Origin of the sequence: Methylovirgula sp. 4M-Z18 (assembly GCF_037890675.1) — a bacterium.
Taxonomy (GTDB): domain Bacteria; phylum Pseudomonadota; class Alphaproteobacteria; order Rhizobiales; family Beijerinckiaceae; genus 4M-Z18.
In genome coordinates, this window is sequence record NZ_CP149574.1 from 3,466,136 (window position 1) to 3,484,080 (window position 17,945).

At 63.1% G+C, this 17,945-nt stretch carries 17 protein-coding genes and 1 tRNA gene; 8 read left to right on the plus strand and 10 right to left on the minus strand.

Going from position 1 to position 17,945, the window contains the following annotated elements; translation table 11 throughout:
• Nucleotides 1–193: 193 nt before the first annotated feature.
• From V9T28_RS16125 to V9T28_RS16135, 3 genes are all read right to left on the minus strand, one after another.
• Entirely contained in the window at nucleotides 194–1,630 is a 1,437-nt protein-coding gene (locus V9T28_RS16125; RefSeq protein ID WP_116400066.1) for an FAD-binding oxidoreductase, read from the minus strand.
• 170 nt (nucleotides 1,631–1,800) lie between these two features.
• A complete protein-coding gene (gene murA / locus V9T28_RS16130) occupies nucleotides 1,801–3,099 on the minus strand; it encodes a UDP-N-acetylglucosamine 1-carboxyvinyltransferase (RefSeq protein ID WP_116400067.1) in 1,299 nt (432 codons plus the stop codon).
• A gap of 216 nt (nucleotides 3,100–3,315) precedes the next feature.
• The gene (locus V9T28_RS16135; RefSeq protein WP_116400068.1) at nucleotides 3,316–3,504 is read right to left on the minus strand and encodes a hypothetical protein; all 189 of its coding nucleotides are present in this window, start codon (nucleotides 3,502–3,504) and stop codon (nucleotides 3,316–3,318) included.
• Between the two features lie 207 nt (nucleotides 3,505–3,711).
• Between V9T28_RS16135 and V9T28_RS16140 the strand changes: the two genes are divergently transcribed.
• Nucleotides 3,712–3,786: transfer RNA gene (locus tag V9T28_RS16140), tRNA-Thr, on the plus strand.
• 248 nt (nucleotides 3,787–4,034) lie between these two features.
• The gene (locus V9T28_RS16145; RefSeq protein ID WP_116400069.1) at nucleotides 4,035–4,253 is read left to right on the plus strand and encodes a hypothetical protein; all 219 of its coding nucleotides are present in this window, start codon (nucleotides 4,035–4,037) and stop codon (nucleotides 4,251–4,253) included.
• A 656-nt stretch (nucleotides 4,254–4,909) separates the two neighbouring features.
• Here V9T28_RS16145 and V9T28_RS16150 read toward each other — a convergent pair.
• From V9T28_RS16150 to V9T28_RS16160, 3 genes are all read right to left on the minus strand, one after another.
• Complete coding sequence (locus V9T28_RS16150) at nucleotides 4,910–5,335, minus strand: hypothetical protein (protein ID WP_116400070.1); 426 nt, start codon at nucleotides 5,333–5,335, stop codon at nucleotides 4,910–4,912.
• A gap of 265 nt (nucleotides 5,336–5,600) precedes the next feature.
• A complete protein-coding gene (locus tag V9T28_RS16155; RefSeq protein WP_116400071.1) occupies nucleotides 5,601–6,191 on the minus strand; it encodes a hypothetical protein in 591 nt (196 codons plus the stop codon).
• 135 nt (nucleotides 6,192–6,326) lie between these two features.
• Nucleotides 6,327–7,556, minus strand: coding sequence for a TIGR03862 family flavoprotein (locus V9T28_RS16160; protein WP_116400072.1), 1,230 nt, complete (start codon nucleotides 7,554–7,556; stop codon nucleotides 6,327–6,329).
• A 62-nt stretch (nucleotides 7,557–7,618) separates the two neighbouring features.
• Between V9T28_RS16160 and V9T28_RS16165 the strand changes: the two genes are divergently transcribed.
• Entirely contained in the window at nucleotides 7,619–8,749 is a 1,131-nt protein-coding gene (locus tag V9T28_RS16165; RefSeq protein ID WP_245424035.1) for an RluA family pseudouridine synthase, read from the plus strand.
• A gap of 121 nt (nucleotides 8,750–8,870) precedes the next feature.
• Here the strand turns inward: V9T28_RS16165 and V9T28_RS16170 are convergent, their stop codons facing one another.
• Nucleotides 8,871–9,122 carry a hypothetical protein gene (locus V9T28_RS16170; RefSeq protein WP_116400073.1) on the minus strand — a complete coding sequence of 84 codons (252 nt, stop codon included), beginning with the start codon at nucleotides 9,120–9,122 and terminating at the stop codon, nucleotides 8,871–8,873.
• Nucleotides 9,123–9,394: 272 nt separating this feature from the next.
• Nucleotides 9,395–9,628: a hypothetical protein gene (locus tag V9T28_RS16175; protein WP_116400074.1), complete on the minus strand. Its 234-nt coding sequence runs from the start codon at nucleotides 9,626–9,628 to the stop codon at nucleotides 9,395–9,397.
• Nucleotides 9,629–10,738: 1,110 nt separating this feature from the next.
• On the opposite strand from V9T28_RS16175, the gene rpoH reads away from it, so the two are divergent.
• From rpoH to V9T28_RS16200, 5 genes are all read left to right on the plus strand, one after another.
• The gene (gene rpoH / locus V9T28_RS16180; RefSeq protein ID WP_116400075.1) at nucleotides 10,739–11,650 is read left to right on the plus strand and encodes an RNA polymerase sigma factor RpoH; all 912 of its coding nucleotides are present in this window, start codon (nucleotides 10,739–10,741) and stop codon (nucleotides 11,648–11,650) included.
• Nucleotides 11,651–11,993: 343 nt separating this feature from the next.
• Nucleotides 11,994–12,953: a carbohydrate kinase family protein gene (locus tag V9T28_RS16185; protein WP_116400076.1), complete on the plus strand. Its 960-nt coding sequence runs from the start codon at nucleotides 11,994–11,996 to the stop codon at nucleotides 12,951–12,953.
• Nucleotides 12,950–13,873 carry a pseudouridine-5'-phosphate glycosidase gene (locus V9T28_RS16190; protein ID WP_116400077.1) on the plus strand — a complete coding sequence of 308 codons (924 nt, stop codon included), beginning with the start codon at nucleotides 12,950–12,952 and terminating at the stop codon, nucleotides 13,871–13,873. Before V9T28_RS16185 ends, V9T28_RS16190 begins: the two co-directional genes overlap by 4 nt.
• 11 nt (nucleotides 13,874–13,884) lie before the next feature.
• Complete coding sequence (locus V9T28_RS16195; RefSeq protein WP_116400078.1) at nucleotides 13,885–15,939, plus strand: M3 family metallopeptidase; 2,055 nt, start codon at nucleotides 13,885–13,887, stop codon at nucleotides 15,937–15,939.
• 3 nt (nucleotides 15,940–15,942) lie between these two features.
• Nucleotides 15,943–17,034, plus strand: a complete 1,092-nt coding sequence (locus V9T28_RS16200; RefSeq protein ID WP_116400079.1) for an ATP-dependent DNA helicase — start codon at nucleotides 15,943–15,945, stop codon at nucleotides 17,032–17,034.
• A gap of 158 nt (nucleotides 17,035–17,192) precedes the next feature.
• Here V9T28_RS16200 and V9T28_RS16205 read toward each other — a convergent pair whose 3' ends face one another.
• Both V9T28_RS16205 and V9T28_RS16210 read right to left on the minus strand, forming a co-directional pair.
• Nucleotides 17,193–17,543: an HPr family phosphocarrier protein gene (locus V9T28_RS16205; protein ID WP_116400080.1), complete on the minus strand. Its 351-nt coding sequence runs from the start codon at nucleotides 17,541–17,543 to the stop codon at nucleotides 17,193–17,195.
• A complete protein-coding gene (locus V9T28_RS16210) occupies nucleotides 17,540–17,941 on the minus strand; it encodes a PTS sugar transporter subunit IIA (RefSeq protein WP_116400081.1) in 402 nt (133 codons plus the stop codon). Before V9T28_RS16210 ends, V9T28_RS16205 begins: the two co-directional genes overlap by 4 nt.
• Between the last annotated feature and the right edge of the window lie 4 nt (nucleotides 17,942–17,945).

The following is a 17,945-nucleotide window of genomic DNA, read 5'->3' on the forward strand; positions in this document are numbered from 1 at the left end:
AGAAGGTGGCACGCGCAGCGTGACGGATGAGGGGACCCAAGACTCATCATTGGCCGGAGTCTTGCGGTGGCTACTCTCGCAAGGGTGTCCCCTCATCCGACCGACTTCGTCGGCCACCTTCTCCCGATGGGAGAAGGGGTCGCGCCGTATCGTTTCATCTAAAGCCGAATTTTTTAGTCCCATATATTTGTTCTCATCCCATCACCCGGCCATCAAGCGGAAACACTTTTGCCGGATTGAGCAGCCAGGCCTCATCAAAGGCCGCGCGCACGCGCATCTGCTGCTGCAGATCGACATCCGCATATTGATGCCGCATCAGATCGCGCTTCTCGATGCCGACCCCATGTTCGCCCGTCAGGCAGCCGCCGACATCGACGCAGAGCTTCAGAATGTCGTTGCCCGCGGCCTCGGCCTTTTCCTGCTCTTTCGGATCGTTGACATTGTACATGATCAACGGATGCATATTGCCGTCGCCGGCGTGAAAGACATTGGCGACGCGCAGGCCATACTCTTTCACGATCTCGCCGGTGCGCTTCAACACATAGGACAATTGCCCCGTGGGGACCGTGCCATCCATGCAGATGTAATCGGCGACACGCCCGGTGGCGCCGAAGGCTGATTTGCGACCCTTCCAGATTTGCGCCGCCTCCATCGCCGATTGCGATTGCCGGATGACCTGCACCTCATGCTGCTGGGCGATGGCGATGATCTGCGCGAGCTGTGCGTCCATCTCGGTCTCGGACCCTTCGACCTCGATGATCAGCAGCGCCTCCACATGCAGCGGATAGCCGGCGCCGGCGAAAGCCTCGCAGATCGCGACGGCCGCTTTGTCCATGAATTCCATGGCCACCGGAATGATGCCGGCGGCGATAATCGCTGCGACACAGGCGCCGGCGATTTCCGAGGAGGCAAAGCCGAACAGCACCGGTCGCGCCCCTTCGGCGATCGGCAGGATGCGCAATGTCGCCTCGGTCACGATGCCCAACTGGCCTTCCGAGCCGACGATGAAGCCGAGCAGATCGAAGCCGGGGTGATCGGGGCCGGGCCCGCCGACTTCGACGATCTCGCCATCCATCAGCACCATTTTGACGCCGAGCACATTGTTGCTGGTCACGCCATATTTGAGGCAATGGGCGCCGCCGGAATTCATGCCGACATTGCCGCCGATCGTGCAGGCGAGTTGCGACGACGGATCCGGCGCGTAGAAAAAGCCCTCTGCCACAATGGCATTGCTGACGCCGAGATTGGTGACGCCCGCTTCGACGCGGATGAAGCGGTTGAACGTATCGACCTCGAGAATGCGATTCATCTTGGCGACGCCGATCACCACCGCATCCTCTTGCGGGATCGCGCCGCCCGACAGCGACGTGCCCGCACCGCGCGGAATGACCGGCACGTGCAGATCGTTGCAATAGCGTAAGATCGCGCTGACCTCCTGCGTGTTGCGCGGCAGGACGACCGCCAGGGGCATGCGGCGGTAGGCGGTGAGCGCGTCGGTTTCGAACACGCGCATCTCAATGTCGCTCGTTACCAGGCATTCGGCCGGCACGAGCTGCGTTAGGCCCGCGATGATCTCGCCGCGCCGGGCGAGGATCGTGGCGTCGGGAGCCGGAAAGGCGATGGCGGTCATGGTCTCCTCCAATGAGGAGATTAGGGCGGCGCGGCGGGTACGTCCATGTGAAAGCGTTGGGGCGCGAGCGAAAGGACCGCGAGCATCTCGCTGGCAAGCGCCGGCACGGCGCTATCGCACCGTTGCGAGCGAGACGCTCGCGGTCCTTTAACGCGCGGTGCTTTAAACACTCAACCCGGCGCGGACACGCGCTCGATTTGAGCACCACAAGCGCCGAGCTTGCGCTCCAGATTCTCGAAGCCGCGGTCGAGGTGGTAGACGCGGTTGACCATCGTCTCCCCTTCCGCCGCCAGGGCCGCGATCACCAGCGACACAGACGCGCGCAGATCGGTCGCCATCACCGGGGCGCCCTTCAGCCTCTCGACGCCTTCGACGATGGCGCAATCACCGTCGAGGCGGATATGCGAGCCGAGGCGGGCAAGCTCCTGCACATGCATGAAGCGGTTTTCGAAAATGGTTTCGGTGATCTTCGACTGGCCCTTGGCGCGGGTCATCAGCGCCATGAACTGCGCCTGCAGATCGGTGGGGAAGCCGGGGAACGGCGCGGTCGTCACGTCGACCGGCGAAATGCCGGCGCCGTTGCGCTTGATCCGCACGCCTTCGTTGGTGGTCGTGACCACCGCGCCGGCCTTTTCGATCGCATCGAGCGCGCTTTGGAACAATTCGGGCCGCACGCCCTCCAGCATCACGTCGCCGCCGGTCATCGCGACGGCGCAGGCATAGGTGCCGGCCTCGATCCGGTCGGGCAGCACCGCGTGGCGGGTGCCGGAAAGATGGGCGACGCCGTCGATCTCGATCGTCGAGGTACCGGCGCCGCGGATGCGCGCGCCCATTTTGTTGAGGCAATCGGCGAGATCGACGATCTCCGGCTCGCGCGCCGCATTGTGCACGACGCTTTTGCCATGGGCGAGGCTCGCCGCCATCAGGGCCGTATGCGTGCCGCCGACCGTCACTTTCGGGAACTCGATCTCGGCGCCCTTGAGCCCGCCCGATCCCGCCTTGGTCACCACATAGCCGGCATCGATGTCGACGCTCGCGCCCAGGCGCTCCAGCACCATCAGCAAGAGGTCCACGGGGCGCGTGCCGATGGCGCAGCCGCCCGGCAGGGACACTTTGGCCTCGCCCATGCGGGCGAGCAGCGGCGCGATCACCCAGAAGCTCGCGCGCATTTTCGAGACGAGCTCATACGGCGCCAGCGTGTCGACGATTTCGCCGGCGGTGAGGTGGATGGTGCGGCCGGTCGTGCCGTTCTCGCCGGCGCGCTTGCCGTTGATCGTATAATCGACGCCGTGATTGCCCAGAATGCGCACCAGCATGTTCACGTCGGCGAGATTTGGCACATTGTCCAGGGTGAGCCGGTCGGCGGTGAGCAGGCTCGCGATCATCAGTGGCAACGCGGCGTTTTTCGCGCCGGAAATCGGAATCGTGCCATTCAGTTCTTTGCCGCCAACAATACGAATTCGATCCATCTTGTCCTCTACCCCGCGCGACCCGCGCCATTGTTGCAATTTGTTCGTTAGCTTAAGCGAAATTGGTTAACACATTTTAAGATCCGGCCCTAACGGGCTTATCCACAGCCGCCTCGACGGCCACCGGGAAAGATCCAGCCTCCCCTTGCCATGGCGGGCAGGAGGGAAATAAGGCGCATTTGTGCAAAAACCAATGAGGCCGCCATATTTGCGCCGTCACTTGTCCTGCGATTCGTCATCCGCCGCGGCATCGCGCCGGCCGCGCGCCTGGGCCTTGCGGCGCTTCAGATTGGCCCGCAGCGCCTCGGCAAGCCGGGCCTCGCGCGCCGCTTCGGCCGCAGCCTGCCGCGCCGCGGCATCGGCGCCGGGCGGTTTGGCGGCTTTGGACGGCGGGCGTTCGGCCATGTTTCCTTGTGTTCCAGGGGGCTTTAAGTGCGTGAAAGCCACGCCAATAAGGCAAGTTCGCGCGGCTGGAAACCACTCTTTCCACCCCGGCTTGCCAATTCACTGAAAATCCGACGATTAGTCCTTGCCATAGGCGAAAGCCTGTGGCACAACCCGCCCGCTTTCGACGCACGCGCCGCCTCAATGCGCCTGCGATCGCCTGTCGATGCTGCCGTAGCTCAGTGGTAGAGCACTCCCTTGGTAAGGGAGAGGTCGAGAGTTCGATCCTCTCTGGCAGCACCAGTAAAAAGCAACCGTTTTCAAGAACTTAAATCGCGATGCAACAAGACAACAAACTGTTGCCCGTGACGATTTGCGCTCTCCAGCCGTAACCATGTGCCCGCGCCCGAACATCGCGGATCGGTGCGCCGAGATGCAGCGCTCGGAAAATTGACCTCGTGCCGGGCAATCCCCTCGCTTGAGGTTTCACATTGATTGTCGCCGCCGAAACCCTAAATCTCACAGTAAGAATTCAAAGGAGGAGATGACCCATGTCAGAGACCTTTGATTATGATCCGGACGAGATGATCAGCTTTGAAGGCCATGATATTACGTTACGGGAGGCCGTTCACAGATATCGTAGCGAGAAGGAGCGTTCGGTTCCACTGGTCGACTTCACGGCCTATCGCGATTTTGACAAAGTGCCGCGCGAATTCTCAATCGAAGACTTCGAGTATTTCCTCGGCCGGCCGGAATTTAAAGAAGAATAGATTGACCGGAAAAGCGAGGAGCCTGTCGCGGCCCGCCGCTGGATTGCAGGCGGTGGGCTGAGCGAGCAATTGGTCGCAAAGACAAGGCGATTTAAGCTTCCGGCTTTGGGCTAGGCTCAAGTCTCAGCCGCTTGGCTCGCCGAACGCGCGCCCTCTCGATCGCCCAATGTGCCGTCAACCCGAGCCCCAGCGCGACCATCACACCGCCAATGACAAAAACAATCCAAGGCATTTTGGTGTTTCCGAACGGTTTGAAACAAGTGCAGTAAGACCATTCGCCACGAGGCGTATGTGAATCAATTCACACATACCTCACATATGCGAACTTGTTGGGGCGAGACTGTGGCGTCTGGCCAAAAAAATCCAGGACTAGAGCATTTTCCAGAAAAGTTGAGCGACTTTTCGGTTAAGAAAATGCGACAAAACAAAGAATTAGAGCAATTTTGCGATTCTGAAAGAACGCAAAATGCTCTAGCGCCCGTGCGGGAACCGCGCTGCAACGTCCGCCGTTCCCTGCCGCGCGGGGCAAAGGGGGTATCGCTTTGAAATGTATCGTCTTTATGGCGCGCGTCCCGGGCGGCGCACAGGGGTGGACCGCGCGTTCGCATGCGGTCCCGTTCAATTCCGCAACCCGCCGGGCGACATAAAACGCGACATCACTCCACTTTGACGGCCGTATCCCTCGCCACGGTCCTGCATGCACCATTCACAAGCTGCCCCACAGTGTCCGCCGGGGTCGCCGTCACCGTCGCGAAGGATTGTTCGACATATTTGCTGTATGTGCCGTCGAGGATCGCCAGATTCTTCGCGACGTCGCTTTCGAGCTCGCGCGCTTCCTCGGCTTCGGTCAGCCCGCATAAGGCATTGTCATCCCTGATCGCGGCCACCGGCGTGGTTCCGATGGCGTGCTCCAGCGCCGGGCGACGACCGTTTGCGAGCCTATCGCCCAGATATGATCCGTCGCTCCGCCATCCTCCGTTGATCCAGGCAAAGCCGAGCAAAGCCACCCAGAGCGCGAAGCCTCCACCAACAATGAGTGCATTGCCCCAGTAAGGATTTGGTGCCTGCGGATGCCTGGTCATCGTCATCTCGTGTCCCCACAATCGCTGTCTTGAGGCCAACTTTAGGCGCGCGCTGCATTGCGGTATGTGAAGCGGTTTACTCTTTGCACACATTCGAAATCCCCCTTTCGGATTAGCCCATGGGAAGGCGGAGTATCTCTCTTGCGTGTTGCGCAGCGGCCTCACGCCGAATCATGGCATCGGGCAAAAGCCGCAAAAAAGGCCGCCCGCGGAGGGGCGGCCCGTTTCCTCGTCTGTAAAACCGCGTCCGTCGCGGACGACGATTTTAGCGTGAGATCAGGATGATCTGCATCTGCGGCGGCGTGTTCGGCACCACGACGGCGGCGCGGCCGACGATGCGCAGGTTGGTCGGCGCCAGCGAAACATCGAGCGTGTCGAACACGACATGGGCGCCGTCACAATCGCCGTTGAAGTGGTAGGAGCCATCGACCGGCAAGAGGCCGAGGCCGACATCGCTGCCGTTCGGATAGACGCCGAAGAGACGGGCCAGGAAGATGCCGCTCATCTTGCAGGTCTTGCCGTCCGGCATCGCGAGCGTACCGGTCACCACGGCGCCGTTGGACGCGCGATGCACATCGACGACGTTCATGGCCGTCACCTGGTTGCCCTTGTCGAGCCAGGTGATCTTCCAGTCGCCCATCAATGCATCGGTTTGTCCGGGCGTGTTTGGAGCGGCTTGCTGGGTCTGATCTGGTGCCGGCGTGGGCGCTGGAGCGGGTGCAGGCGCCGCAGCAACCGGTTTCGGCGCCGGCTTCTTGGGCGTTTGCGCAAAGGCGGGACTAAGGGCCAGGCCCGCAAGAAGGACAACACCGAATCCGCGTATGATTGTCTGACGCATCTGTTTCACATCGATCATTATCCGCTCCTGGCTATCCCGTATCGGGGGCGTTTTTCCCCAAAAATTCAAGCGTGTTCCCCGCGTGATATAAAGGGAAATTCTTTCCATGCAATGAAATACCTGGCGAGGTCGTGTGTCATTTGTGCGCGGCCATCAAGGCGTCGTTGAACCCGTCGCCGACGGCGCGCGGCGGCCGAGAGCGTGCAGCACGCCTTTGGCCGCCGCGACGCCGGTCGCGAAACTCGCCTGCAGCAAATAGCCGCCCGTCGGCGCCTCCCAATCCAGCATTTCGCCGGCGACGAAGACGCCTGGCAGATCCTTCAGCATCAGATGACCATCGACCGCGCTGCGCTCGATGCCGCCGGCCGAGGAAATCGCCCGCTCCAAGGGTCGCGTGCCGGTGAGCAGCAGCGGCACCGCCTTGATCCGCGCCGCAAGATCGCCCTCCTCGAGCCCTTCGCGCAACAGGCCCGCGGCGGCGGCGCTCAACCCCACCTTGCGCAACCGATTCGCCATCGACTCGCCGAGGCGTCGCCGGACGAGGCGCGCGCCAAGCTCCGCCGCGCTCACGCCGGGTTTGAGATCGAGCGTCAGGACCGCCTCGCCGCGCGCTGCAATCGCCTGGCGCAAGCTGCGCGACAGGGCATAGATCGCACCGCCTTCGACCCCGTAATCGCTCAGCATGATCTCGCCGCGCGAGGTCTCGGATCCGAATCGCGCCTCGACCGGTTTCAGCGGCGTGCCGGCGAAGCGCTGCCGGAAATGCGGCGACCACGCGACGTCAAAGCCGCAATTGGCCGGGGCGAACGGCTGCACGGGAATGCCTTTCGCGCCCAGGATGTCGCGCCAGCCGCCGTCGGAGCCGAGCCGGGGCCAGGACGCGCCGCCGAGCGCCAACACCGTTGCAGCGCTGCGGACATGCACCTCGCCCTCCGGCGTCGAAAACACCAGCGCGCCCTCCACATCCCAGCCGCGCCACGCGTGCCTGGTCTTCAAGCTCACGCCATAGGATTGCAGCCGGCGCAGCCAGGCGCGCAGGAGCGGCGAGGCCTTGAAGCTTTTCGGAAACACGCGGCCTGACGAGCCGACGAATGTGGGCTCGCCTAAGGCCTCGCACCAGTCGCGCAAGGCTTGCGGCGGAAACGCCGCCAGAATCGGCTGCAACCAATCGGACGCCTCGCCATAACGGCCAACGAAGCGGTCGAAATCCTCGGAATGGGTGAGATTGAGGCCGCCGCGCCCGGCCATCAGGAATTTGCGCGCCGGCGACGGCATGCGCTCGTAAAGGGTGACGGCAAGGCCCGCCGCGCCGAGCACCTCCGCCGCCATCAACCCGGCCGGCCCGGCGCCGATGATCGCAATGTGGGGAACGCTTGCATTCATTGGGCCGCGTATAGGCGATTGCGCTGTCACCGACAATGCAAGGGCGGCACAATTTCCTTGGCTTGGCCGCGCCCGCCCGCTACACCCCGCTCATGAACCAATATGCCAAACAGCGTCAGGCGCGCCTCGCCTCCGGCTGGTACGAGGAAGAGGACGACGAGGTCGACCTCGCTCCGCCGCCGCCCGCCCTGCCGAGCCTGCCCCAGGGCCAGCACGCCTTTGCCGTCGAGCCGGACGAGGCCGGGCAGCGGCTCGATCTGTTCCTCGGCCATGCGGCAACCCGCGGCGGCGCGCATCTGTCGCGCGCCCGCATCAAGACCTTGATCGGCGAGGGCGCGGTCACGATCGACGCCGCGCCGGCAAGCGAGCCGAAAACCAAGGTCCGCGCGGGGCAAGTCGTCGTGCTCGACATGCCGGAAGCGGCGCCCGCCGAGCCGCAAGGCGAAAATATCCCGCTGACCGTCGTCTATGAGGACGATCATCTCATCGTCATCGACAAGCCCGCCGGGCTCGTCGTGCATCCCGCCGCCGGACACGAAAACGGCACGCTGGTGAATGCGCTGATCGCCCATTGCGGCACCTCGCTGTCCGGCATCGGCGGCGTGAAACGGCCCGGCATCGTGCATCGGATCGACAAGGACACGAGCGGCCTGCTTGTCGTCGCCAAGGACGATGCGGCGCATCAGGGCCTCGCGGCCCTCTTTGCCGACCACGGCCGCTCGGGGTCGCTGGTGCGCGAATACCGCGCCTTCGTCTGGGGCGAGCCGGAGCGCAGTTCCGGCTCGGTCGATGCGCCGATCGGCCGGCACACCCATCAGCGCGAAAAAATGACGATCATGCGCGGGAGCAAGGGCCGCGAGGCCGTGACCCATTGGGAGAAGCTGGAGAGCTTCGGCGGCCAGGCAAGCCTCATCGCCTGCCGGCTGGAGACCGGCCGGACACACCAGATCCGCGTCCATATGGCCCATATCGGCCATCCGCTGCTGGGCGACGCCGTCTATGGCAGCGGCTTCAAGACGAAGGCCTCGCGCCTGCCCGAAGCCGCGCGCGCCGTGCTGGCGAAGCTCCATCGCCAGGCATTGCATGCGGCGGTGCTCGGGTTCGAGCATCCGGTCACCGGCGAGGAATTGCTGTTCGAAAGCGAGCTACCGCCGGATCTGGCGGCGCTGGAAGAGGCGTTGTCCGGCCGATAATTGCGCTTGCGGCCACGCCGAAAACAAAAAAACCTGGCGCCAGCCTTCGCGCTGGCGATTTTCAACGATCAGCCCCCGCACGCCGGTTCACCCGGCGCGCGGAGACGTGGCATCCTTGCTCCTATGTATGATGGACGCGGCGGCGATGATGATAATAGTGGCCGTGGCGATGCAGGCCGACGCTGCGCGACACTGTCGGCCCCGTAATCACACCAGCAACGCCGCCGACAAGGGCGCCGGGCGGGCCAGCAACCGCCGCACCGGCCACGGCGCCGGTGCCGGCGCCGCCGATACGCTCCTGCGGCGTAGTGCAGGCCGCCAGACTCAGAACACCAACACCTAATAAAACAGACATAACGAACCGGTTGGTCATCGTACCCTCCTGCGATACACGGCATGAGAACCGATAAGGTCAATGTCGGCCATTATGGCATCGGTTTCAATGCAAGGCAGCTAAGCGCGGCTTGAAAATTCGCAAAAAAAGCCCGTCGTCTCCCGGCACATAACGCTTGACACGCCCCACAAGGGAACATTTAGCAAACATTTTACGAGGAACGGTCGTGGCGAGAATTTGGACGGCGCAGGCGGCGCGCACGGCACCTCGCGACACCGGTGGCGGGCGGTCCACACCAACAACACCCATTTTCAGAGATGCCCACCGCGCGCGGCCTGTCGGTCGAGCTTCCGATTGACCTCTTCGAGCAGCAAATAAGTTGCGCGCAGCCCGGTGGCCAGATTTACCAGACCCTCTGCAATATATTGGAGGCCGGCGAACGTATCCGTTGCATTGAGATCGTTTCCGGCGTTAAGGATTCCGCGCGTAAATGAGCGCTGCGCATTCCTGAAGTTATACTCGGCCTCTTCGGTGGGTTTGCTCATTCGAGCCTCCATCAACCGCTGCGCCAGCGCAAGGTCTCTTTCTCAAAGCCGCCCACGCCAGCTTTTCGCCAATCGGAGCAACATAGGCTCTGCGAGCAGCACAGGTCCAGCTATACGAAGGGCGCGGCAGGGCAACACGTTCAGGTCAACAAAACAGGGAGATTGGGGCATAGAAAGCGGCCCGGCCTCCACAAGAGCCGCCAAGAGGCCGATATAGCCCTGGCGCTATGGCATACCGAGACGCCGCCGGTATCGCGTGGCAGATTGGAAACCTTCCTTTAACCTGAACGCATTGCCCTTTTCCCCGCAGATAAACATTTGACATGCGTGGCCAAAGAACATATAGTGAACGTCGGTGGAGGGCGGTCATGGCAGGAACTTGGACGGCGGAGCGGCGGGCGGCGCAGGCGGCGCGCGCTCGGGCCAGCAGACCTTGGACAAAGAGCACCGGGCCCAAAACTGCGGCCGGCAAGGCGCGGGTCGCGTGCAATGCTCTCAAGACCGGCGTGTTCACCGCGGCGATCCGGACCGAAATGCGGGCAATTCGCGCGTTCCTCCGGCTCAACCGCGAACTGGTCGCTACGTACAAGGCGATGTGCGCGGCGGAACAAGCGCGGGCCCTCGCGGAACAGCAAAACAGGCAAAGTGGGGCATCGGTCGGCGTCGATGCGGCCGATCCATGCCCACAGACCGCAGCGGCCCGATCGGACATATCCGAAAATCCGGAAAACAAAGTGAAGGCCGCGGCTTCCGCCGATCCCGGCGCCGTGCCGCCGGCAGGACGGCAAGAGGACGAAAACGAAAAACCTGAAAAACAAACTGAAGCCGGCCGCCCCGGGCTGCCCCTATCCGCGCCGCGCGGCTTGAGGCGGGAAGGGAGGAGATTATCGGCACCCCCTGCGATACGAGCGTCAACGGGCAGAACTACTGGCCCAGCCAGGCGGCAAGGGCCGGGAACGGCCGGACGGCGCGCCTCAGAAGGGTGCCGAATAATCCATACCCCTGCCCTCTTTCAGCCACGGTTGCCAATTCCTATATATCAGCCACGGACGGCTGGCTTTTGTGGCCGTCCAGAACTCGCCGGACGCGGGAGTTCAGAAGGAGGATTATATGGCTTATGCGTTGCCTATGATTTCGGCCGAGAGCGGTCTTTCGCGCTATCTCGACGAAATCAGACGCTTCCCCATGTTGCAGCCGCAGGAAGAATATATGCTCGCCAAGCGTTGGCGCGAGCATGACGACCGCGACGCGGCGCAAAAACTCGTCACGTCCCATTTGCGCCTGGTGGCCAAGATCGCCATGGGCTACCGCGGTTATGGCTTGCCGATCGGCGAAGTCATTTCCGAAGGCAATGTCGGCCTGATGCAGGCGGTCAAACGCTTCGAGCCCGAGAAAGGGTTCCGCCTCGCCACTTATGCCATGTGGTGGATCAAGGCGTCGATCCAGGAATATATTTTGCGATCATGGTCGCTCGTGAAAATGGGCACGACCGCCAACCAGAAGAAGCTGTTCTTCAACCTGCGCAAGGCCAAGAGCCAGATTTCGGCGCTGGAGGACGGTGATCTGAAGCCCGAACATGTGGCGCAGATCGCGACCCGGCTCGGGGTGAGCGAACAGGAAGTGCAGGAAATGAACCGCCGCCTCGGCGGCGACGCCTCGCTCAACGCGCCATTGCGTGAAGAGGGCGAAGGCGAGTGGCAGGATTGGCTCGTCGATGAGCAGGCATCGCAGGAGCATAGTCTCGTCGCGCAGGAGGAGACCGACAACCGTCTCGGCGCGCTGCGCCGGGCCTTGAGCGTCCTCAATCCGCGCGAGCGCCGCATCTTCGAGGCGCGGCGCCTGGAGGACGAACCGGTGACGCTGGAAGCCTTGTCGGAAGAGTTCAACATCTCGCGCGAACGCGTGCGCCAGATCGAGGTGCGCGCCTTCGAAAAGGTCCAGGCAGCGGTCAAATCGGGCATCGCCGAAATCGAGGCGCTGCCGCCCACGGACAAAGCGCCGGAACTGACCTTTGCAAGGTAGTCGGAGCGTCCCTTCTCCCGCTTGCGCGAGAAGGTGCCGACCATATCAAATCGGGCAAGCCCGATTTGATCATCAAGAATGATGAATTTGGATATATCCAAGTTCATGGGGAGGCGGATGAGGGACAAGCGACTGGATGAGCTCCCAAAAATCCCTCTCGTGATGATGGTTTTCTGATAAGAAGACCGTTCGATCCAGTCGATTCTCCCTCATCCGACCTCGCTTCGCGAGGCCACCTTCTCCCGCACTGAACTCGGGCTTGCCCGAGTTCAGCATCCAAAAATGCATAAACCGGGTAGACCCGGTTTATGATGTGGGAGAAGGGCGCGTGCCAAGGCCCCCCATGCCCTCACCTTTGCATTTCATCCTGGTCGGCGGCGCGTCTTTCGATGTGAAGGCGCGCGCCCATGCGCCGCCGATCCGGCACACGTCGAACCCGGGCGAAACCCACGTCACCTTCGGCGGCGTCGCGCGCAATATCGCGGAAAACCTTGCCCGTCTCGGCCAGCGCGTCTCGCTGATTTCCGCGCTCGGCCGCGACCCGCAAGGCGACGCGATCCTCGCCCATGCGCAAGAACTCGGCATCGATTGCAGCCAGATGCTGCACTCCGATCAGCCGACCGCCTCCTACACGGCCGTCCTCGCGCCGGACGGCGAGCTCGACATCGCCGTCTCCTCATTCGACATTCTGCAAGCTCTGACGCCGGATGAGGCCGAGGCGCGCGCCCGCGCGCTGCCGCGCGCCGACTGGATCGTGGCGGACACCAATCTCGCCCCCCTCACCCTGGTGGCGCTCGCCCGCCTCGCTCAAGAACAAGGGGCGCGTTTTGCCCTGGATCCCGTCTCCGTCGCCAAGGCGCCGCGCGCCCTCGCCGTGCTCGACGCGAGGCTGCCGATCGCCTTGCTCACCCCCAATCTGCAGGAGCTTGCCGAGCTCGGCGGCACGATCATGGATCGCGACAGCGATTTCGAGGCAGCGAAGAACCGCCTGCACGCGCGCGGTGTCACCCACCTGATCATGGGGGCCGGCCATTCGGGCGTTTTCATTTCCGAATACGCGGGCGACGCCCGCCGCCGGCACGTCCCGAGCCTCGCGGTGCGCGCGCTCGACGTGACCGGCGCGGGCGACGCCGCCTTTGCCGGCGCCCTCTACGCCCTCGCGCAAGGCGCCGATCTGGAGCGCGCGGCCAAACTCGGTCAGGCCGCCGCCGCGCTGACCGTCATGAGCCGCACCTCGGTCAGCGACAAGATCACTCCCGATGCGTTAGAAGACATGCTCAATCGAGGACCCGAATCGCCATGACCGCACCCGCAGCCCAAGATCTCGTCATCAGCCCCGAAGTCGCCGCCGCCTTGAAGGACGGCGCGCCGGTGGTCGCGCTCGAATCGACGATCATCTCGCATGGCATGGCCTATCCGGCGAATTTGGAAATGGCGAGCGGGGTGGAGGCGATCATCCGCGACGCCGGCGCAACCCCGGCGACCATCGCGGTGCTGAACGGCAAGCTGAAAGTCGGCCTCGAGCCCGGTGAGCTTGAGCTCTTCGCGCGCGAAAAGGACGTGCTGAAGGCCTCCACCCACGATCTGCCCTACGCGCTCATCACCAAGCGCCCGGCGGCCACCACCGTCGCCGCGACCATGCGCATCGCCGCCATGGCCGGCATCAGGATCTTCGCGACTGGAGGGGTCGGCGGCGTGCATCGCGGCTGGAACACGAGCCTCGACATTTCCGCCGACATCACCGAACTCGGCCGCACCAATGTGGCGGTCATCTCGGCGGGCGCCAAAGCCATCCTCGACCTCCCCGCGACCATGGAAGCCTTGGAGACCGCTGGCGTTCCGGTCATCGCCTATGGCACCGACACGTTTCCCGCCTTCTATTCGCGCGAGTCGGATCTCAAGGCGCCGCTCCGGCTCGACAGCGCCGCCGACATCGCGGCCTTTCTCGACGCCAAATGGCGGCTCGACTTACGCGGCGGCGCGCTGATCGCCAATCCGATTCCGGCCGAACACGAAATCCCGGCCGCAATCATCGGCGGCGCGATCGAAACGGCGCTGCGCGATGCGAAAGCGCAGAACATTGCCGCCAAGGCGGTCACGCCCTATCTGCTGGGCCGCATCGTCGAAATCACCGCCGGCAAGAGCCTCGCCGCCAATATCGCGCTCGTGAAGAACAACGCGCTGCTCGGTGCCGAGATCGCCATCGCCCTCGCCTCTCGTTAACGGAGTCCTCGATGTCCGCTTCGACCAATCCTCTCCTGCGCGACTGGGATACGCCCTTCGGTCTGCCGCCTTTTGCCGAGATCGAGCCGTCGCATTTCAAGCCCGCCTTCGACGAGGCCTTGGCGACGCATAAGCGCGAGATCGCAGCCATCGCCGATAATCCCGCGCTGCCGAGCTTCGCCAATACGATCGATGCGCTGGAACTTGCCGGCCATGCGCTCGACCAGGTCAACAGCGTGTTCTGGAATCTCACCGGCACCCATACGAACCCGGCGATTCAAGCCGTCGAATTGGAGATCTCGCCGATCCTGGCGCGGCACGGCAGCGACATCTACATGGACGCCAAGCTCTTTGCCCGCGTCGATGCCGTATATGAGCAGATGGAAACGCTCGGGCTGAGCGGCGAGCAGAAACGCGTGCTCGGCCTGACGCACAAGGCCTTCATCCGCTCCGGCGCCCAATTGGACGAGGCCAAAAAGGCGCGGATGGCCGAGATCTTGCAGCGCCTCGCCGAGCTGCGCACGCAATTCGGCCAGAACCTTTTGAAGGACGAGGCCAGTTGGACCCTCGAGCTCAGCGACGACGATCTGGCCGGCCTGCCGGACTCGCTGATCGAGGACGCGCGCCGCACGGCGGAAGATCACGGCCTCGCGGACAAGCGAGTCGTCACCCTGCAGCGCTCGTCCATCGAGCCGTTCTTGCAATTTTCCGCACGGCGCGATTTGCGCGAGATCGCTCTGCAGGCCTTCGTGAGCCGCGGCGCGCATGAGGGCGCAACCGACAATCGGCCGATCGTCGCCGAAATGGTGCGCCTGCGCGCCGAACAGGCGCAGCTCTTGGGCTTCGACACATTCGCCGATTTCAAGCTTGAAGACAGCATGGCCAAGACGCCGCAAGCGGTGCGCGGCCTGCTCGACGCAGTCTGGTCGCCGGCCAAGGTGCGGGCGGCGGATGAAACGCAGGCATTGGCGAAAATCGCTGCGCGCGAAGGACAATCGGCACCGATCGCGCCGCATGACTGGCGCTATTATGCCAACAAATTGCGCAAGGAACTGCACGATCTCGACGAAGCGACGCTCAAGCCCTATCTGCAGCTCGACAATATCGTCGAGGCCGCCTTTGAGACGGCGCGACGCTTGTTCGGTCTCGATTTTGTCGAGCGCAAGGATGTGACGCTCTATCATCCCGACGCGCGCGCCTGGGAAGTGATGGACAAGAGCGGCAAGCATATCGGCCTGTTCATCGGCGATTATTTCGCGCGTCCCTCCAAGCATAGCGGCGCCTGGATGAATGCGATCCGCCTGCAAAAGAAGCTTGGCGGCGACACGCGCCCGATCATTCTCAACGTGATGACGTTCAACAAGGGCGCGGAAGGCAAGCCGGCGTTGCTCAGCTTTGATGACGCGAAAACCGTATTCCACGAATTCGGCCACGGCCTGCACGGCCTCCTGTCGGACGTGACCTATCCTTTGTTGTCCGGCACGAACGTGCCGCGCGATTTCGTCGAATTCCCGAGCCAGCTCTACGAACATTGGCTGATGCAGCCGGAGATCCTGCGCCGCTATGCGGTGCATGTCGACACCGGCGCGCCTTTGCCCGACGAACTGGTTGAGCGGCTGCGCGCCGCGCGCAATTTCAACCAGGGCTTCGCGACGGTCGAATATAGTTCGTCCGCCATCGTCGATATGGAATTCCATTCGCTGCGCAGCGCCGCCAATCTCGATCCCGTCGCCTTCGAGGCCGAGACGTTGCAGCAGATCGGCATGCCGCGCGAAATCCTCATGCGCCACAGCATGCCGCATTTCACCCATGTGTTTGCGGGCGACGGCTATTGCGCCGGCTATTATTCCTATCTGTGGTCGGAAGTCTTGGACGCCGATGGCTTTGCCGCCTTCGAGGAAGCGGGCGACATTTTCGATCCGGAACTCGCAGGCAAGCTCAAGACTTTCGTCTATTCGGCCGGCGCAAGCCGTGATCCGGAGGAAGCCTATAAATTGTTCCGCGGCCGCGCGCCGACCATCGACGCGCTGTTGCACAAACGCGGCCTCGTCGCTGCGGCGGCATGATTCATGGCCTGGTCGCCGCAACAGGAAGACGCGCTCAATCAAGTCGCCCGCTGGCTGAAGGCGGGCGACAAACAGGTCTTCCGCCTGTTCGGCTATGCCGGCACGGGCAAGACCACGCTCGCCAAATACATTGCCGAAAATGCCGACGGCAAGGTGCTGTTCGGCGCTTACACCGGCAAGGCCGCGCTGGTGCTGCGCTCGAAGGGCTGCCACGACGCCTCGACCATCCACAGCATGATCTACCGGGCGAAGGATACCGATACCGAGACGCCGACCTTCGAGCTGAACGATGAATCGCCTGCGGCAGAGGCCAATCTGATCATCATCGACGAATGTTCGATGGTCGACGAGGAACTCGGGCGCGACCTTCTCTCGTTTCGGAAACCCGTGCTCGTGCTCGGCGATCCGGCGCAATTGCCGCCCGTGAAAGGCGGTGGCTATTTCACCGACCACGAGCCGGATGTGATGCTGACCGAAGTGCATCGCCAGGCGGCGGACAATCCGATCATCCGGCTGTCGATGACGGTGCGCGAAGGTGGGCATCTCGATCTTGGCACCTATGGCGACACGCGCGTCATCCGCCGCAACGAGATCAATGCCGAGATCGTCACCGGGTCCGATCAGGTTCTGGTCGGCATGAACAAGACGCGCAAGCTCTACAACGGCCGCATCCGCGAATTGCTCGGCCGCAGCGACCCGATGCCGGTGGTTGGCGACAAATTGGTGTGCCTGCGCAACGACCGCAAGAAGGGCTTGCTGAACGGCGGCATCTGGTCGGTGACGCGTCTGCGCGAACAGCGCCGCAACTTCCTGAAAATGACTGTGACGCCGGAGGAAGGAACGGGCAGCAAGGCGGTGCGGGTGAGCGTGCTGCCGAATTTCTTCGACGGCACCGAGGAGGAGCTGCCCTGGATCATCCGCCGCGAGTCGGACGAATTCGCCTTTGGCTATGCGCTGACCGTCCACAAGGCGCAGGGCTCGCAATGGGACAATGTGGTGCTGTTCGACGAGAGCTACGCCTTCCGCGAGCACCGCGCGCGCTGGCTCTATACCGGGATCACCCGGGCGGCGCAGAAGATCACGATCGTGAAGTGAACGGGAACGAAAGGACTGGGAATGAATGGACCGCGAGCGTCCCGCTCGCCCATGGCCCGAAGGGTCTTGCTGAAGGCCCGGATTTAGCGAGCAACATAGGGGCCTTCAGCACGGCGCTATCGCGCCGTTTGCAAGCGGGGCGCTCGCGGTCCCAGCGCCTACTCGTCCTCGCCGAACCGGTTCGCGACGAGGGTTGAGATCGCCTCCAGCGCCTCTTGCGCCTGAGGGCCGGTGGCGGAAACCGTGATGTGGGTGCCAATGGCGGCGCCGAGGGTCAGGATGCCCATGATCGACGTGCCGCCGACCGTCTCGCCGCAGCGGGTGACTTTGATGTCGGCGTTATATTTCTCGACGCAATTGACGAATTTGGCCGTCGCCCGCGCATGCAGACCCTTACGGTTGACGATCGGCAATTCCCGCACCAGCGCCCCCGGAAATTCCGGCGCAGGAGGACAATCGCATTCGTCGTCCTCGGTCACATGCAGGTTCAGGCCATTGTCCGTTATCATTCTCCCACCAATACTTTGCTCGGGATGATAATATATTTACGTCCCGCTTCCTGCGCCGAGGTCACCGCCCGCTCCAGGCTGGCGGTCTCGCGCTCGGAGGCGAGCTTGATCAGCATCGGCAGATTGACGCCGGCCACCACCTCGACACTGCCCCCGTTCATCACCGAAATCGCCAGATTGGACGGCGTGCCGCCGAACATGTCGGTCAGAACCACGACCCCCTTGCCGCTATCAACGGTTTTGACCGCCTCGATAATGTCCCTGCGACGCAGTTCCATATCGTCCTCCGGACCAATGGTCACGGTCTCGATCTGCTTTTGCGGGCCAACCACATGTTCGAGCGCTGCACGGAATTCTGTCGCCAGGCCGCCGTGGGTCACCAGGACCATACCGATCATCGGA

Coding starts and splice junctions, on each gene's coding strand:
- V9T28_RS16125 (WP_116400066.1), bottom strand. CDS start 1,630: ATGACCGCCATCGCCTTTCCGGCTCCCGACGCCACGATCCTCGCCCGG.
- murA (WP_116400067.1), bottom strand. CDS start 3,099: ATGGATCGAATTCGTATTGTTGGCGGCAAAGAACTGAATGGCACGATT.
- V9T28_RS16135 (WP_116400068.1), bottom strand. CDS start 3,504: ATGGCCGAACGCCCGCCGTCCAAAGCCGCCAAACCGCCCGGCGCCGAT.
- V9T28_RS16145 (WP_116400069.1), top strand. CDS start 4,035: ATGTCAGAGACCTTTGATTATGATCCGGACGAGATGATCAGCTTTGAA.
- V9T28_RS16150 (WP_116400070.1), bottom strand. CDS start 5,335: ATGACCAGGCATCCGCAGGCACCAAATCCTTACTGGGGCAATGCACTC.
- V9T28_RS16155 (WP_116400071.1), bottom strand. CDS start 6,191: ATGATCGATGTGAAACAGATGCGTCAGACAATCATACGCGGATTCGGT.
- V9T28_RS16160 (WP_116400072.1), bottom strand. CDS start 7,556: ATGAATGCAAGCGTTCCCCACATTGCGATCATCGGCGCCGGGCCGGCC.
- V9T28_RS16170 (WP_116400073.1), bottom strand. CDS start 9,122: ATGACCAACCGGTTCGTTATGTCTGTTTTATTAGGTGTTGGTGTTCTG.
- V9T28_RS16175 (WP_116400074.1), bottom strand. CDS start 9,628: ATGAGCAAACCCACCGAAGAGGCCGAGTATAACTTCAGGAATGCGCAG.
- rpoH (WP_116400075.1), top strand. CDS start 10,739: ATGGCTTATGCGTTGCCTATGATTTCGGCCGAGAGCGGTCTTTCGCGC.
- V9T28_RS16185 (WP_116400076.1), top strand. CDS start 11,994: ATGCCCTCACCTTTGCATTTCATCCTGGTCGGCGGCGCGTCTTTCGAT.
- V9T28_RS16190 (WP_116400077.1), top strand. CDS start 12,950: ATGACCGCACCCGCAGCCCAAGATCTCGTCATCAGCCCCGAAGTCGCC.
- V9T28_RS16195 (WP_116400078.1), top strand. CDS start 13,885: ATGTCCGCTTCGACCAATCCTCTCCTGCGCGACTGGGATACGCCCTTC.
- V9T28_RS16200 (WP_116400079.1), top strand. CDS start 15,943: ATGGCCTGGTCGCCGCAACAGGAAGACGCGCTCAATCAAGTCGCCCGC.
- V9T28_RS16205 (WP_116400080.1), bottom strand. CDS start 17,543: ATGATAACGGACAATGGCCTGAACCTGCATGTGACCGAGGACGACGAA.
- V9T28_RS16210 (WP_116400081.1), bottom strand. CDS start 17,941: ATGATCGGTATGGTCCTGGTGACCCACGGCGGCCTGGCGACAGAATTC.